The organism is Massilia sp. CCM 8734 (assembly GCF_011682155.1).
In the GTDB taxonomy this organism is placed as follows: Bacteria; Pseudomonadota; Gammaproteobacteria; order Burkholderiales; family Burkholderiaceae_D; genus Telluria_A; species Telluria_A rubra.
Genome location: NZ_WHJI01000049.1, coordinates 1 through 16,226 on the forward strand (window position 1 = coordinate 1; position 16,226 = coordinate 16,226).

Sequence of the window (16,226 nt, forward strand, 5' to 3'; positions counted from 1 at the left end):
TCGTCGTTGGATCGAGGAGCATCAAAAGCGAATGACTCTTCATGAGCTTGCTCAGGCCCTCACCCAGCTACGAAATATGATCAAGACATATGACGTTTGAGGGGAAGGGTCAGGGTCTGACCCCGGTTGTCCGGTTTTACACCGTGTTGCCGGTTGGGGTCTGACCCCGGTTGTCCGGTTTTACACCGTGTTGCCGGTTGGGGTCTGACCCCGGTTGTCCGGTTTTACACCGCTTCCGCCTTGCCTGCGTCAGAACAGCTCGTTCTTGACCGCGTCCTTGACCTTTTCCTCGGCCGGCGTGCCGCGCGCGCCGATGTCGAGGCTCTGCACTCCCGTGCCGGGTGGATTCTCGGCATAGTAATAGTCGTCGCCGGCCATCACCAGCCCTTCGGGCACCACCCGTTCCTCGTTCGGCACGCCCTTGAGCGCCTTTTGCATGAAGCCGATCCAGATCGGCAGGGCCAGTCCACCGCCGGTTTCCTTGTTACCCAGGTTCTTGGGCTGGTCGTAGCCGATCCAGGCGATCCCCACCAGTTTCGGCGTGTAACCGGCGAACCAGGCATCGATCGAATCGTTGGTGGTGCCGGTTTTACCCGACACGTCGGTGCGTTTGAGCGCCAGTGCCTTGGTGGCGGTGCCGTAGCGCACCACGTCCTTGAGCATGCTGTCGACCAGGAAGGCATTGCGCGCATCGATCACCCGGTTCTCCTCATTGCCCGCTTTGTCCGGCGTTGCCTGCGACAACACTTTGCCGTTGCTGTCGGTAACCTTCGAGATCAGGTAGGGACTGACCCGGAAACCGCCGTTGGCGAACACTGCGTAGGCGCCGGCCAGTTGCAGCGGCGTGGTCGAGCCGGAACCGAGCGCCAGGGTCAGGTAGGGCGGGTTCTTCTCGGCCTCGAAGCCGAAGCGGGTGGCGTATTCCTGGCCGTACTTGGCGCCGATCTTGTTGAGGATGCGGATCGAAATCATGTTCTTCGACTTGGTCAGCCCGCGCCGCATGGTCATCGGTCCTTCGTACTTGCTGTCGTAATTCTTCGGCTCCCAGGCCTGGCCGCCGGTCTGGCCGGCGTCGAACGAGATCGGGGCGTCGTTGATGATGGTCGCCGGCGACAGCCCGCGCTCGAGCGAGGCCGAGTAGATGAAGGGCTTGAACGAGGAACCGGGCTGGCGCCAGGCTTGGGTGACGTGGTTGAACTTGTTGCGGTTGTAGTCGAAACCGCCCACCAGCGCGCGGATCGCGCCATCGGTGGTGTCGGCCGCGACGAACGCCGATTCGATCTGCGGCATCTGGGTGACCGACCAGGCCGTTCCGCCATCCTGGCTGATGCGGATCACGGCGCCGCGCTTGACCCGCCGGTTGGCCGCGGCCTTGCTCGATAACCAGCCCTGGGCGAATGCCAGGCCCGGACCGCTGATCTTGACTTCCTCGCCCGAGGCGGTCACCGCCGTGATGCCGGTGGGCGTCGCTTCCAGCACCATGGCGGCGATGATGTCGTCGCTGTCGGGATGCTCGGCCAGTTCGTTTTCGATCGCTTCGTCGGCTTCTTCCTTGGACTTGGGAATGTCGATATACGCTTCCGGACCGCGGTACGGATGGCGCTTCTCGTAGTCCATCACGCCGCGCCGCAGGGCCAGGTAGGCCGCATCCTGGTCGGCCTTGGTGACGGTGGTGAAGACGTTCAGGCCGCGCGTATAGGTTTCTTCCTTGAATTGCTCGTACACCAGCTGGCGCGCCATTTCGGCCACGTACTCGGCGTGCACCCCGAATTCGCTGCTGTCGGACTTGATGCGCAAGTTCTCGGCCTTGGCCGTTTCGAACTGGGCCGGGGTGATGTAGCCCAGCATGTGCATGCGCTGCAGGATGTATTGCTGGCGCGTGCGCGCGCGTTTCGGGTTGACCACCGGGTTGTAGGCCGACGGCGCCTTGGGCAGGCCGGCCAGCATGGCCGCCTCGGCCACGGTGATGTCTTTCAGGTTCTTGCCGAAGTAGATCTGCGCCGCCGAGGCGAAACCGTAGGCGCGCTGGCCCAGGTAGATCTGGTTCATGTAGACCTCGAGGATCTGGTCTTTGGTCAGGCTTTGCTCGATCTTCCAGGCCAGCAGCACTTCATAGGCCTTGCGCTTGAGCGTTTGCTCGCTCGAGAGGAAGAAATTGCGCGCCACCTGCTGGGTGATGGTCGAGGCGCCCTGCTTGGCGCCGCCGGTGGCGTTGTGCACGGCCGCGCGCAGGATGCCGGTGTAGTCGACCCCGCCGTGCTGGTAGAAGCGGTCGTCTTCGATCGCCAGCACCGCCTTCTTCATGATCTCGGGAATATCCTTGATGTGCACCAGGTTGCGGCGCTCTTCGCCAAACTCGCCGATGAGCACATTATCGGCCGAAAAAATGCGCAAAGGCATCTTCGGACGGTAGTCGGTCAGGGTGTCGAGTTGCGGCAGATTCGGGTACGCCATGGCCAGCGCGAAGACCACGATCAACAAGCCCACCAGGGCCGTGCCGACCAGACTCCCGAGGACAATTAACAACAGTCGCTTGGGCGAGCGCTTCCGCGCGGGGGAGGTGTTGCTGGCGTCCGTTTTGGAAGGGCTCATGCGGGTCGAATCTTTCGCTTTTATGGGTGCCCCTCATTATAATGCACCGCCACTGCCTGCGGCAGCCTGCCGAGTACTTGCCTTTAGGAACATTTGTACCCCTCCGACAACTGTGATGACGAGCAGTTCACAGAGTGTCGTATTCCAGCCCACAGGCATAAAATTTCAAAACAGAAATACCTTTACATGGGATCACGCTTATTGCTACGATTTAATGTACTGCCTTATGTATAGATGCTAAATGGCGGTTTTGTAGCAAATTCCCCCGCGTCGGGCACTTCATTTTTGGTTCTGCAAGGCCCGTTTTGCAGCGTAAGCATTGATTATAGGTAGGTAAGGGAGTACGGTCTTGATGGTCAATTTAGGTTCCTTGTTCGGTCAATCCAGCCCGCCGTTGCTCGGCCTGGACATCAGCACGTCGGGCGTGCGCCTGGTGGAGCTGGTCGTGGTCGGCAAAAACGAGCTGCGCCTCGAACGCTATGCGTCCGAACCGTTCCCGCGTGGCGCGGTTGTCGACGGCAATATCGAAAATATCGAGCAGGTCTCGGAGGCGGTGCGCCGCGTCTGGAAGAAAAGCGGCACCCGCGTCAAGCTGGTCGCGCTCGGCATGCCTCCGGCGTCGGTGATCACCAAAAAGATCATCCTGCCGGCCGGCATGTCCGAAGACCAGCTCGAGATCCAGGTCGAGTCCGAGGCAAGCCAGTATATTCCCTTCGCGCTCGATGAGGTCAGCCTCGACTTCGACGTGATCGGACCGGCCGCCAATTCGGCCGACGACATCGACGTCATGCTGGCCGCCTCGCGCAAGGAAAAGGTCGAGGACCGCGTGGCGATCGCCGAAGCGGCCGGCCTGACCGCAGTGGTGATGGACATCGAATCGTACGCCGCCCGCGCCGCGCTCGAACGCGTGACCTCGCAGATGAAGGGTTCCACCGGCCAGATCGTGGCGCTGTTCCAGATCGGCGCCCAGGTCACGCATATTTCGGTCATGCTCAACGGCGAGACCATCTATGAGCGCGAGCAACCCTTCGGCGGCAACCAGCTGACCCAGGATATCGTGCGCTCGTACGGCTTGTCCTTCGACGAAGCCGACGCCAAGAAGAAAGCGGGCGACCTGCCCGACAACTTCCAGTCCGACCTGCTCGCGCCCTTCCTGGAAAACGCGGCGCTCGAAGTGACCCGCGCGATCCAGTTCTTCTATACCTCGACGCCCTACACGCGGATCGACCAGCTGTTCCTGGCCGGCGGCTGCGCGCTCATTCCCGGCCTGCTCGACATCGTGGCCAGCCGCACCAAGATTTCCAGCGCGGTGGTATCGCCCTTCAAGGGCATGTCGCTCGGTCCGTCCGTGCGTGAGCAGCAGCTGCGCAGCGAGGCTCCCGCCTACCTTGTCGCCTGCGGGTTGGCACTGCGGAGGTTTGGCTGATGATTAAGATTAACCTGCTTCCCCACCGGGAAGAAAAGCGCAAGCAAAAGAAGAGCGCCTTTATCGCCCTGATGGCCTTGTCGGCCGTGCTCGGCGTGCTGGTCGTGATCGCCGTCGGCGGTTACAACGCGCGCCGCATCTCGATCCAGGAAGAACGCAATGGCGCGTTTGTCGCGGCCATCCTCGAACTCGACAAGAAGATCGCCGAAATCGCCAACCTGAAACAGGAAATCGAAGCGCTCAAGGCGCGCCAGCAGGCGGTCGAAGACTTGCAGGGCGAGCGCAACCAGCCGGTCTACCTGCTCGACGAACTGGTCAGGCAGACGCCGCAGGGGGTGTACCTCAAGACCTTCAAGCAGGAGGGCCAGCGGGTCACCGTCGGTGGTTTCGCCCAGTCGCAGGAACGGGTGGCTGAACTGCTGCGCAATATCGCCGGCAATTCCCCATGGCTCGAACGTCCCGACCTGACCGAGGTGCGCGCGGCGCAACTGGCGCAGAGTAAAACCGGCAAGAAAGTCGTCGAATTTACGCTGAACCTGTTCATCAAGCGCCAGCGCGAGAAGAATGAAGCGCTCAAGCCGGGCCAGAAGCCGCTCGCCGGCGCCACTGCCGCCTCCGGCTCGCCGGCTCCCGCGACAGCGGCCCCTTAGCCAGATCGGATTGAAAGAATGACTAAAGATTTGAAATCGATGGGGGGCTCGCTCAGCTCCCAGTTCCAGAACCTGGGCGACCGCCCGCCGGGACAGTGGCCGCTCGCGCCGCGCATCCTGTGCGGTATCGCCGTCATGGCGGCCGTCATCACGGGCGGCCATTTCCTCTACTGGAGCACCCAGTTCGAAGAATATGACGCGCTCGCCGCCAAAGAATTGACCTTGCAGGCCGAGTACAAGACCAAGGTCGCCCAGGCCATCAACCTCGAGGCCCTGATCGCCCAGAAAGCCCAGGTCGACCAGTACGTCGAGCGCCTGCAGAAGCAATTGCCGAGCAAGGCGGAAATGGCGGCCCTGCTGTCGGACATCAACCAGGCCGGCGTCGGCCGCGGCCTGTCGTTCGACCTGTTCAAGCCGGGCCAGGTGGTGGTGCGCGATTACTACGCCGAACTGCCGATCGATATCCGCGTGACCGGGTCTTACCACGACATTGGCGCCTTCGCCAGCGACATGGCCAACCTGCCGCGCATCGTCACGCTCAACAATATGTCGCTGTCGGCCAACAAGGATGGCGGCCTGGTGCTCGAAGCGGTCGCCAAGACCTTCCGCTACCTCGACCCCGAAGAAGCCAATGCGCAGCGCAAGATCCGCTCGGACCGCGACAAGCTGGCCGCGGCCGGCAAAGGGGCAGCCAAATGATCATCAAACGCCATTGCCTCGCGCTGTTGATCGGCGCCGGCCTGCTGGCCGGCTGCGGCGACAGCGACGTCCAGGAAGTGAACCAGTGGATGGAGCAGACCAAGAAGGAAACCAAGGTCGACGTGCCACCGCTGACCGAGCCGACCACCTTCGTGCCGTTCGCCTACAGCACCGTCGGCCAGATTGATCCTTACGACCCGAACAAGCTGCTGGCCGAGCTGGCCCGCTCCTCGAACGCGAACAACCCGCTCAAGCCGGATGACAACCGGCCCAAGGAAGTGCTCGAGGCGTTCCCGCTCGATACCATGTCAATGGTGGGCAGCATGAAATCGAAAGGCGTCATGTACGCGCTGGTACAGATCGACAAGACCATGTACCACGTCAAGCCAGGCGACCGGGTGGGCCAGAATTTCGGCATCATCACCGGCGTGAGCGATGAAGCAATCAGTATCAAGGAAACGGTCCAGGATGCCGGCGGCGAATGGATCGAACGTCCCACCAAGCTAGAGTTGCAGGAAAGTAAGGAGAAGAAATGATCGCACTGAGAATGAATGGCACCGCGCTGATGGGCACGGTGATCCGCATGGGCGCATTATTGGCTCTGGCCTTCGGCGCCAACAGCGCCATGGCGCAAGAGAACGCGATCGAATCGATCACGGCCAACCAGCAGGGCTCGAACGTGGTGGTGAACGTGGCGATGAAAAACGCCCCGACCAAGCTGCCGATCGGTTTTTCGATCACCAATCCGACCCGCATCGCCCTCGATTTCGGCGCCACGGTCAATGCCACCGGCAAGACGGCCCAGGACGTGAACCTGGCCGACGTGCGTGGCATTAACGTGGTCCAGGCCGGCGCCCGCACGCGCCTCGTGCTCAATCTCAAGCGTCCGCTCAACTACGCCACCGCCATCGATGGCAAGTCGATCATCGTCACCATCGACGGTTCCGGCGGCGTGGCCCAGGCCGTCGACAGCGCCGGCCAGCCGGTCCTGAACGGCGTCTCGTCCTCCTCGGCCCCGCTGCCGGCGCCGCAGGGCGCCAGGCGCCAGGTCTTGCGCGACCTCGATTTCCGCCGCGGCGCCAACGGCGAAGGCCGGGTCGTGGTCGACCTGCCGAACAGCCAGGTCGCAGTCGATGTACGCCAGGTCGGCAACACCGTGGTGGTCGATTTCATGAAAACCGGCTTGCCGGAAACCTTGCGCCGGCGCCTGGACGTGACCGATTTCGGCACCCCGGTCTCGCAGATCACCACTGTGACCCAGGGCGACAATGTGCGCATGACGGTCGAAGCGCGCGGCCTGTGGGAACAGACCGTGTACCAGAGCGATACCCAGCTGGTGATCGACGTCAAGCCGATCAAGGAAGACACCAACAAGCTGACCCAGGGCACCCAGGGTTATCGCGGCGAGAAAATCTCGTTCAACTTCCAGAACGTGGAAGTGCGCGCCGCGCTGCAAGCGATCGCCGACATTTCGGGCCTGAACATCATCACCAGCGATTCGGTCAGCGGCAACCTGACCTTGCGCCTGAAAGAAGTGCCATGGGACCAGGCGCTCGACGTGGTGCTGCAAGCCAAGGGCCTGGACATGCGCAAGAACGGTTCGGTGTTGTGGATCGCGCCCAAGGATGAACTGCTGACCAAGGAAAAGCTGGAACTCGAACAGCGCGCCCAGATCGCCGATCTCGAGCCGCTCAAGTCGGAAATCTTCCAGCTCAACTACCAGAAGGCCGAAGCCTTCCGCACCGTGTTCGGCATCAGTGCCGACGGCTCGCAAAAGGAAGAGGGCAGCGACAACCGCTCGCGCGTGCTGTCGAAACGCGGCAGCGCCGTGATCGATCCGCGCACCAACCAGCTGTTCATTACCGATATTGCCTCGAAACTGGAAGACTTGCGCAAGCTGATCCAGAAAACCGACGTCCCCTCCAAGCAAGTGCTGATCGAAGCGCGCCTGGTCGAAGCCAATGACGGCTTTTCCCGCAACCTGGGCGCCAAGATCGGCTTTGCCGACTTGCGCACCCTGCGCGGCGGTAATTCCGGCTACGCTTACCGCGGCAACGAGCGCGTCGCTATCGGCGGCAACCTGGTCGGCATCGGCCAGGTCACCGGCCAGACCCCGGACAAGGGCGATGGCTACACCAATACCACCATGCTGAACCTGCCTGCGGCCGGCATCGCCGGCAACCCGGCCGCTTCGCTGGCCGCCAGCCTGTTCTCGGCCGCCTCGAACCGCTTCCTGAACCTGGAACTGTCGGCGCTGGAAGCGGACGGCAAGGGCAAGATCATTTCCAGCCCGCGCGTGGTCACCGAAGACAAGAACGTGGCCGTGATCGAGCAGGGTATCGAACTGCCGTACGAAAAATCGACCAGCAGCGGCGCCACCTCGATCGAGTGGAAGAAAGCCAACCTGCGCCTCGAAGTGACCCCGCAGATCACGCCTGACGGCAACGTCGTGCTGGAAGTGAACGTCAACAAGGATACCAAGGGCGATGAAACGCGCGCCGGCTTTGCGATCAACACCCAGCACGTGCAAACCAAGGTGATGGTCGAAAACGGCGGTACGGTCGTGCTGGGCGGTATCTACCAGCAAGCCGAAACCAGTAACGTGACCAAGGTGCCGTTGCTGGGCGACCTGCCGGTCCTGGGCAATCTGTTCAAGACCACCGCCCGCACCAGCACCAAGACCGAACTGTTGGTCTTCATCACCCCGAAAATCGTCGCAGATCGCCTGTCGACGCGCTAACACCCGAATACATTTAATCAGGAATTAACATGCTGCCCACCTATTTACAACGCGCTTTTGCCAATCCGGTCCGCTTGCTGACCTGCGTCTCCGTGGCCACGGCCCTGGCGGCCTGCGGCGGCGGCGGAGGCAATCCTGGCGGAACGAGCTCGACCACGCCAGGCACCACCACCCCGACCCCGGGTACCGGCACCCCGACGCCGACCACCCCGGTGGTGCCGGCCGAGCCGAAAATGACTGTGCAACTGGTCGACGCCGGCGGCACCGCGATCACCACCCTGTCGGGTGGCCAGGCGGGCCAGGTGAAAGTCACCGTGCTCGACGCCAAGGGCAACGCCGCCGCGAACGAGGTCGTGAAATTCGCCACCGATGAGACCTTGCTGCAATTCACGCCAGTGTCGGGCTCGGCACTGACCGACGCCTCGGGCGTGGCGGTCATTACCGTCAAGCCGGCCAGCGTCACCTCGGCCGGCGCTGTCAATATCGCCGCTACCGCCGTTGCCGGCGGCAAAGCGGTCAGTGGCGGGATCAACCTGGCCGTCGGCGCGGCCCCACTGACGCTCGGCAAGATCGACTTCGTGCCGGAACGCAAAGACGGCGCGATCCTGCCGGCCTTCGGCACCGCCCTGCTGCAGATTCCTATTACCACCGGCAACGTGGCGGCGACCACCGCACCCGGCCTGACCATCAATTCCCTGTGCAGTAACGACGGCACCGCCAGCCTGGTGCTGGGCGCGCTGGACAAGGGCGTGCAGTCGGTTACCTACACCAACAAGGGTTGCCTGCGCGTGACCGACACCATCACCGTGTCGCTCGGCAATTTCAACCAGACAATCAACATCAATGTGGGCAAGGCCAACATCGGCACCATCCAGTTCGTCGGTTCGGACTTGGTGGGCAGCTCGATCGTCCTGCGCGGCTCCGGCGGCCAGGGCCGCAAGGAATCGGCCATCCTGACCTTCCGCGTGCTCGACCAGAACAGTATCGGCTTGCCTGGCGTGGACGTGACCTTCACCGCGACCACCACCACCGGCGGCCTGGTCGTGCAACCGGCCAAGGCCACTTCCGACGCCACCGGCGCTGTCACCACCACCGTCGCCTCGGGCACGATCCCGACGCCAGTGCGCGTGGTTGCCCAAGCGACGCGCAACGGCACCACCATCAGCGGCCTGTCCGACAGCCTGATCATTTCGACCGGCCTGCCGATCCAGAAATCGATGTCGCTCAGCGCCGACAGCTACAATATCGACGGCCTGAACTACGATTCCGCGATCTCCAAGGTCACCGTGCTGATGGCCGACCAATACGGCAATCCGATCTCCGACAACACCGCTATCAATTTCGTCACCGAAGGCGGCGCGATCGCCACGCCTGACGAAGGCGGTTGCAAAACCAAGGGCGGCGGTTGCACGGTCGACCTCAAGAGCCAGGCTTTCCGTCCCGTCAACGGGCGCGTGACCGTGCTGGCCTACGTCCAGGGCATTGAAGACTTTATCGATACCAATGGCGATGGCTTGTATAGCTGCGCAAAGCCGATCCTTGCCAATCCGGCCGACCCGACTCCGTACCGTCCGCTGGTCGACAGCTGCACGCTTACCACGGGCGAAACCTTCGGCGACCAGGGCGATCCATTCCTCAACACCGGCGAGCATGCAGTCATCCGTGGCAATCCAGGGGGCAACACGCTCATCAGGACTGGTAAAACCGTCAGAGAGTACAACAGCGCCAAGGGCGATCTGCCGTTCCCTTACAATCGCAACGCCTACAGCGCCACGGGTAACCAGCAGTGGGGCTTGAATTACATCTGGCGCGAGGCCGAAATCGTCTTCAGCGGCGATGAGCCGACTTTCATCCGCCAGTACCTCAACCAAGACGGCAGCTTGCGCGACTGGACCACGGCCGATGGCCCGGTCGATATCGTTGCTGGCCTGAGCGGTGCCAGTTGCTCGAACCAGGTCTTGTTCTTCCGCATCGTCGACGTCAATAACAACCCGCTGCCAAGCGGCACCACGGTCAGCGCCGGCGATTCGGACAAGGTCGTGCCGCAAAGCGTCTCGCCGAACCTGGTTGGCTCGACCAACCGCCTGGGCGGCACCGAGCACTGGGTCAACATCAAGGCAGAAGCGAGCTGTGCCGGTGGCGAATTCTCCATCAAGACCACGACGCCACGCGGCAAGTCGTACGCGAAAGGCTTTAGGTCGGGTCCGGTAAATCCTTGAAATCGGAGAACATCTTCCTGGTAGGGCTGATGGGGGCGGGAAAAACCACCATCGGCCGTATTCTTGCCAGGAAGCTCGGTAAACGTTTTGTCGATTCCGACCACGAGATCGAGGCCCGCACGGGCGCGACCATCCCGTGGATTTTCGAAATCGAAGGCGAGGCGAGTTTTCGTCGCCGTGAGGCCGAGGTCATCCGTGACCTGACGGCGCAGGACGGGCTCGTCCTCGCCACCGGCGGCGGGGCCGTGCTCGATTCCGCCAGCCGCGCCTATCTGAAACAACGTGGCCGCGTGGTTTACCTGCGCGCCAGCGTCAACAGCATCATGCTGCGCACCACCCACGACAAAAGCCGGCCCTTGCTGCAAACGGCCGACCCCCGCAAGAAACTCGAAGAATTGACGGCCCAGCGCGAGCCGCTGTACCGCGAGATTGCCGACCTGGTGATCGACACGGGCCGACCTAACGTACAATCGATGGTCCAAACAATTCTGACGCAACTGTCCGCGCTCGGCCCAGCCGCCGCGAGAACAGCGCGCGGGTCTCATATGCCACCATCGAACGCAGCAGCAGCATCGCAACAAGCGAACACCGAACCATCCCGGATCTTTCTCAACGTCGACCTGGGCGAACGCAGTTACCCGATCACCATCGGCGCCGGCGTGCTGTCCGACCCGGCCCTGCTCGAGCGTCATATCGCCGGGCGCAAGGTCGCCATCGTGACCAACACCACCGTGGCCCCGCTGTACCTCGAGCGCGTGACCGCGCCGCTGCGCGCTTGCGGGCGCGATGTGCTCGAAATCATCCTGCCCGACGGCGAACAGTTCAAGAGCTGGGACAGCCTGATGACCATCTTCGACGCCCTGCTCGAGCACAAGTGCGACCGCAAGACCACCATGGTGGCCCTGGGCGGCGGCGTGATCGGCGACCTGACCGGGTATGCCGCCGCCAGTTACATGCGCGGCGTGCCGTTCGTGCAGATGCCGACCACCTTGCTTTCGCAGGTCGACTCCTCGGTCGGCGGCAAGACCGGCATCAACCACCCGCTGGGCAAGAACATGATCGGCGCCTTCTACCAGCCGCGCGCCGTGCTGGCCGATACCGCCTCGCTCGACACCCTGGCACCGCGCGAACTGTCGGCGGGCCTGGCCGAAGTGATCAAGCATGGCGCCATCATCGACGCCGCGTTTTTCGACTGGATCGAAGCGAACATCGGCAAGCTGATGGCGCGCGACCAGCACGCGCTGGCGCACGCCATTTCGCGCTCCTGCGAAATCAAGGCCGAGGTGGTGCGCCAGGATGAACGCGAGGGCGGCCTGCGCGCCATCCTCAATTTCGGCCACACCTTCGGCCACGCGATCGAAGCGGGCATGGGCTACGGCGCCTGGCTGCACGGCGAAGCGGTCGGTTGCGGCATGGTCATGGCGGCCGACCTGTCGCACCGGCTGGGGCTGGTCGACGCGGCCACCGTGGCGCGCATGCGCGCGCTGGTCGGCGCCGCCGGCCTGCCGACGGTGGCGCCCGACCTCGGCACCGAGCGCTGGCTCGAACTGATGGAAGTGGACAAGAAAAACGAAGGCGGCGCCATCAAGTTCATCCTGATGAAGCCTTTGGGCAGCCCGAACATCACCAGCGCCCCGCGCGAGCAACTGCTGGCCACCCTGGCCGCCTGCGTCGGCTGACATGAGCCCGGACGCCCACCTCGCCCCGTACGCCGTGCATTCGGAGACGGCGCGCGGCCGGCGCCATCCCGAAACCTCGCATGCGTCGCGCAGCCAGTTCCAGCGCGACCGCGACCGCATCATCCACTGCTCGGCCTTCCGCCGGCTCGAATACAAGACCCAGGTCTTCCTCAATCACGAGGGCGACATGTTCCGTACGCGCCTGACGCACAGCCTGGAAGTGGCGCAGGTCGGCCGTTCCATGGCGCGCAACCTGCGCCTGAACGAAGACCTGGTCGAAGCGCTCGCGCTGGCGCATGACCTGGGCCACACGCCGTTCGGCCACGTGGGCCAGGATGTGCTCAACGAATGCATGAAAGACCATGGCGGGTTCGAACACAACCTGCAAAGCCTGCGCGTGGTCGACGAACTCGAAGAGCACTACGGCGCCTTCGACGGCCTGAACCTGATGTTCGATACGCGCGAGGGCATCCTCAAGCACTGCTCGCTGGCCAACGCCAAACTGCTCGGCCCCGTGGCGCAGCGTTTCATCGACCGCACCGAGCCCTCGCTGGAAGCGCAGTTGACCAACCTGGCCGACGAAATCGCCTACAACAGCCACGATATCGACGATGGCTTGCGCTCGGGCCTGATCACCATCGCGCAGCTCGAGGAAGTCGATTTTTTCGCGCGCCGCTGGCACGATGTGCAGAAGGCCTATCCGGGCTTGTCGGGCCGGCGCGCCATTTACGAAACCTTGCGCCGCCTGATCACCGTGCTGGCCGACGACCTGATCGAAACGTCCGGCGTGCTGCTGGCCGAAGCCGCGCCGGCCGACCTGGATGCGGTGCGCGCCAGCGGCCCGCTGATCCGCTTTTCCGACCCGATGCGCAAGGATGCGACGGAACTCAAGCGCTTCCTGCGCGCCAATCTGTACCGCCATTTCAAGGTGAACCGGATGCGCGTGAAAGCGAGCCGCATCGTGCGCGAACTGTTCGACGCCTTCATGGCCGAAGCGGTGCTGCTGCCGCCCGATTATCAATTGGCTGGCGGGGATGTCACGCGCCAGGCGCGCAAGATCGCCGACTATATCGCCGGCATGACCGACCGCTATGCGATCCGCGAACACCGGCGCATCTTCTCGCTCGACGATCTGTAGTCGGATCGATAGTCAGAACAGCGAGGGGGCGCTCAGGTCGAGCAGCAGTTTCTTGACCGGCGCCGGCAGCGGCGCGCTGTCGATGCGCGCCAGGTCCCACCAGAGATAGGGGGCCGCCAACGGCGCACGCTGCGCCAAGGTCACCTGGAACGGCGCGATGTGCAGGCGGTAGTGCGTGAACACGTGCACCAGCGGCAGCAGTGTATGAATTTCTTCGACGTCGCCGAACCCACTGGCAGCCGGGGCCACAGCGTCGACGCTGAGCGTGCCGCGTACCGCATGGCCGTCCACTTCCGGCAGCGACATCAGGCCGCCCCAGATGCCGCTCGGCGCGCGTTGTTCGAGCAGCACCTGGCCGCCCTCGATCACCACCATCAGGGCGGCTTGTTTTTCGGGGATGGTCTTTTTCGGTTTGCGCACCGGCAGTTCCGCCGTGCGGCCGGTGGCGTAGGCCACGCAGCGGTCCTGCAGCGGGCAGCGCGCGCAATCGGGTTTACCGCGCGTGCACAGCGTGGCGCCCAGGTCCATCAAGCCTTGCGTGTACGCTTCGATGCCGTCAAGCGGCAGCAGCGCTTGCGCGCGTCGCCACAAGCCATCTTCGACCGTTTTCACGCCCGGGAATTCATCGATGCCGAATACGCGCGCGAACACGCGCTTGACGTTGCCGTCCAAAATGGCGGCGCGCGTGCCGCTGGAGAACGCGGAAATGGCCGCCGCCGTCGACCGCCCGATGCCGGGCAGGTCGGCCAGCAGCGCCGGCTCGCTCGGGAACACGCCGCCGTATTCGTCGACCACCCTCTTGGCGCAGGCGTGCAGGTTGCGCGCCCGCGTGTAGTAGCCAAGGCCGCTCCACTGCGCCATCACGTCTTCCGACGGCGCCGCAGCCAGGTCGTGCAGGGTGGGGAAGCGTTCCAGGAAGCGTGCATAGTAGGCCAGCACCGCAGCCACCTGCGTTTGCTGCAACATGATCTCGGAAAGCCAGATGCGGTAAGCGTCGCGCGTGTTTTGCCACGGCAGGGCGTGGCGTCCGTGCAACTTCTGCCAGTTGATGACGGCAGCGGAAAACGAGGGGTCTTCCAGCTGCCCGAACTCGGTCAGTCTTTTCACGCAGCCGCTTCGAATGATTGCGCGGTGGTGCGCTGCATGGCCGCGTCCACGTTGCCCGCCAAGTCGTTCAGGCGTCCCTTGACCTTTTCCAGCGCGAACTGGCTCGCTTCGAACGATTCGATCTTCGTTTCCAGGCTGTCGGTGGCGTCGTGGATGCGCTGGATCGACGCCAGGCGGTGCTTGAGCTGGTCCTTGTGCTGGCGGATCTGCGCTTCGAGCGGCGACATGATCACCTTCAGCCATGCTTCGACGTCGGCGTTGGCGGCGCGGTAGCTGCGCCGCACGCGCGAGGCGATCGAATCGAAAAAGCGCTCGATGACGGCGTCGCGGCTGGTAATTAACAGGGTGGTAGTCCCGAACTGCTTGACGTACACCTCTTCGATGGCGTCGATCTCCTTGCGGTACTTGTCGAGCGAAAGCGTCATCGGGACCGCCAGGCTCAGGCCATGCTCGGCGGCGAATTTTCGGTACATCATTTCCATCATCTCACTGATCTCGGCGATCTTGCGGTTCGAGATGTCGAGATTGGCGCGCGCCTGGTCGAAAAAGTGCTTGACCGGGCCACGGATGCCGGTGGTGACGAAGCGCGATGCCGCCATCGCTTCGCGCACGGCGGCGATTTCTTTATGCACGATGTCCATGCCGAGCGTGGTGTAGAGCTCCGTCGACAGGCGCGCGAACACCGCGCGCGTGCCCTGCAGCTTGAACAGGCTGCCGTCGAATTCCTTCTTCTCGACCTCGACCCTGCGCATCATGTGGGCGATCACGCCCTGGTTCTTGCCGCGCAGGCTTTTGAGTTCCTGCAGCTGCTCGACGATGTCGCGGATGCGCGCGCCGATGGTCGCCTGCTGGGTGCCGACCACCGCGTTCAGGTCGTCCGAGAGCTGCTTGCGGATGATGTCCTGCTTGGCCGGAATGAGTTCGTTGAACAGGGCCGCTTCGAGCGCGCCGAGGCGGCTCTTTTCCAGCAAGGCCATGTCGCCGTTGATCTTGCCGACCAGGGCTTTTTGGGCCGACACCGGGAACACCTGGCGCGGCTCCAACGCCAGCATGTGCGCCACGGTGGTTTGCTGGCGCTCGATCTCGGCGTCGTTTTCATCCTCGGTCTTGAGCTCATCCCACATGGCGTCGATCTTGTTCATGACCACGATGCGCCCGGCGCCGGCGCCGATGTGCGTGCGCCAGACTTCGATGTCGCTCTTGGTCACGCCGGTTTCGGCGGCCAGGATGAACAGCACCGCGTGCGCGTTCGGAATCAGGTTCAGGGTCAGTTCCGGCTCGGTGCCGATCGCGTTCAGGCCAGGCGTGTCGAGGATGACCAGGCCTTGCTTGAGAAGCGGGTGAGGGAAGTTGATGATCGCGTGGCGCCACAGCGAAATTTCGATCATGCCGTTGTCGTCGAGCGTGGCGGCGACGTCCGGATCGGTCTCGTCGAACAGGCCGTAGCGCTTCGCTTCCTCGACCTTGACATGCTTGGTCATGCTGACCTGCTTGAAGGTCTCGTGCATTTCCTCGCCGGCGTCGAGCGCCAGCGGCAGCACGGTCCAGGCGGCCGGATCGTCGCGGTAATCGCTGGTCGACAGGTTGCTGGCGCGCGTTTCGATCGGCAACAGGCGGATGCAGGGCGGGAACGCCGGGTCGTACATCAGCTCGGTCGGGCACATGGTGGTGCGCCCGGCCGCCGAGGGCAGGATGCGCTGGCCGTAATCGGCAAAGAAAATCGCGTTGATCAGTTCGGATTTGCCGCGCGAGAACTCCGCCACGAAGGCCACCGACAGCCGGTCGTCGGCCAGGCGCGCCAGCGCGCGCGCGATGCGCTGCTCGGTTGCCGCGTCGGTCAGTTCAGCCGCAGTGACCCACCCTTGATACTTTTCCAGCGCCATCGCCACGTCCTGGCGCCACGCGCTGTACTGCTCGAAATCTTGCACCATTATGCTCACATTGCCCTCGCGTACAGGTTCTTGCGAATCCTGCTC

At 63.4% G+C, this 16,226-nt stretch carries 11 protein-coding genes; 8 read left to right on the forward strand and 3 right to left on the reverse strand.

Annotation, left to right across the window (positions count from 1 at the left end):
• Nucleotides 1-249: 249 nt before the first annotated feature.
• Nucleotides 250-2,592 (reverse strand): penicillin-binding protein 1A, encoded by a 2,343-nt coding sequence (locus F2P46_RS30550; RefSeq protein WP_166897476.1) that lies wholly within the window; start codon nucleotides 2,590-2,592, stop codon nucleotides 250-252.
• Between the two features lie 352 nt (nucleotides 2,593-2,944).
• On the opposite strand from F2P46_RS30550, the gene F2P46_RS30555 reads away from it, so the two are divergent.
• The 8 genes from F2P46_RS30555 to F2P46_RS30590 are packed head-to-tail and all read left to right on the forward strand — an operon-like array spanning nucleotide 2,945 to nucleotide 13,143.
• Entirely contained in the window at nucleotides 2,945-4,018 is a 1,074-nt protein-coding gene (locus F2P46_RS30555; protein WP_166897583.1) for a pilus assembly protein PilM, read from the forward strand.
• Nucleotides 4,018-4,668 (forward strand): PilN domain-containing protein, encoded by a 651-nt coding sequence (locus tag F2P46_RS30560; RefSeq protein WP_166897479.1) that lies wholly within the window; start codon nucleotides 4,018-4,020, stop codon nucleotides 4,666-4,668. The genes F2P46_RS30555 and F2P46_RS30560 overlap by 1 nt, the downstream gene beginning before the upstream one ends.
• An 18-nt stretch (nucleotides 4,669-4,686) precedes the next feature.
• A complete protein-coding gene (locus F2P46_RS30565; RefSeq protein ID WP_166897482.1) occupies nucleotides 4,687-5,367 on the forward strand; it encodes a type 4a pilus biogenesis protein PilO in 681 nt (226 codons plus the stop codon).
• Nucleotides 5,364-5,903: a pilus assembly protein PilP gene (locus tag F2P46_RS30570; RefSeq protein WP_166897485.1), complete on the forward strand. Its 540-nt coding sequence runs from the start codon at nucleotides 5,364-5,366 to the stop codon at nucleotides 5,901-5,903. Before F2P46_RS30565 ends, F2P46_RS30570 begins: the two co-directional genes overlap by 4 nt.
• Nucleotides 5,904-5,950: 47 nt before the next feature.
• A complete protein-coding gene (gene pilQ / locus F2P46_RS30575; protein ID WP_229509523.1) occupies nucleotides 5,951-8,107 on the forward strand; it encodes a type IV pilus secretin PilQ in 2,157 nt (718 codons plus the stop codon).
• A gap of 29 nt (nucleotides 8,108-8,136) precedes the next feature.
• A complete protein-coding gene (locus tag F2P46_RS30580; RefSeq protein WP_166897487.1) occupies nucleotides 8,137-10,326 on the forward strand; it encodes a hypothetical protein in 2,190 nt (729 codons plus the stop codon).
• A complete protein-coding gene (aroKB, locus tag F2P46_RS30585; protein WP_267875899.1) occupies nucleotides 10,323-12,005 on the forward strand; it encodes a bifunctional shikimate kinase/3-dehydroquinate synthase AroKB in 1,683 nt (560 codons plus the stop codon). The genes F2P46_RS30580 and aroKB overlap by 4 nt, the downstream gene beginning before the upstream one ends.
• A 1-nt stretch (nucleotide 12,006) precedes the next feature.
• A complete protein-coding gene (locus F2P46_RS30590; RefSeq protein ID WP_166897490.1) occupies nucleotides 12,007-13,143 on the forward strand; it encodes a deoxyguanosinetriphosphate triphosphohydrolase in 1,137 nt (378 codons plus the stop codon).
• A gap of 12 nt (nucleotides 13,144-13,155) precedes the next feature.
• Here the strand turns inward: F2P46_RS30590 and mutY are convergent, their stop codons facing one another.
• Both mutY and F2P46_RS30600 read right to left on the reverse strand, forming a co-directional pair.
• Nucleotides 13,156-14,250 carry an A/G-specific adenine glycosylase gene (gene mutY, locus F2P46_RS30595; RefSeq protein WP_166897493.1) on the reverse strand — a complete coding sequence of 365 codons (1,095 nt, stop codon included), beginning with the start codon at nucleotides 14,248-14,250 and terminating at the stop codon, nucleotides 13,156-13,158.
• Nucleotides 14,247-16,181, reverse strand: a complete 1,935-nt coding sequence (locus F2P46_RS30600; RefSeq protein WP_166897496.1) for a dynamin family protein — start codon at nucleotides 16,179-16,181, stop codon at nucleotides 14,247-14,249. Before F2P46_RS30600 ends, mutY begins: the two co-directional genes overlap by 4 nt.
• Nucleotides 16,182-16,226 lie beyond the last annotated feature (45 nt).

Coding starts and splice junctions, on each gene's coding strand:
- F2P46_RS30550 (WP_166897476.1), bottom strand. CDS start 2,592: ATGAGCCCTTCCAAAACGGACGCCAGCAACACCTCCCCCGCGCGGAAG.
- F2P46_RS30555 (WP_166897583.1), top strand. CDS start 2,945: ATGGTCAATTTAGGTTCCTTGTTCGGTCAATCCAGCCCGCCGTTGCTC.
- F2P46_RS30560 (WP_166897479.1), top strand. CDS start 4,018: ATGATTAAGATTAACCTGCTTCCCCACCGGGAAGAAAAGCGCAAGCAA.
- F2P46_RS30565 (WP_166897482.1), top strand. CDS start 4,687: ATGACTAAAGATTTGAAATCGATGGGGGGCTCGCTCAGCTCCCAGTTC.
- F2P46_RS30570 (WP_166897485.1), top strand. CDS start 5,364: ATGATCATCAAACGCCATTGCCTCGCGCTGTTGATCGGCGCCGGCCTG.
- pilQ (WP_229509523.1), top strand. CDS start 5,951: ATGGGCGCATTATTGGCTCTGGCCTTCGGCGCCAACAGCGCCATGGCG.
- F2P46_RS30580 (WP_166897487.1), top strand. CDS start 8,137: ATGCTGCCCACCTATTTACAACGCGCTTTTGCCAATCCGGTCCGCTTG.
- F2P46_RS30590 (WP_166897490.1), top strand. CDS start 12,007: ATGAGCCCGGACGCCCACCTCGCCCCGTACGCCGTGCATTCGGAGACG.
- F2P46_RS30600 (WP_166897496.1), bottom strand. CDS start 16,181: ATGGTGCAAGATTTCGAGCAGTACAGCGCGTGGCGCCAGGACGTGGCG.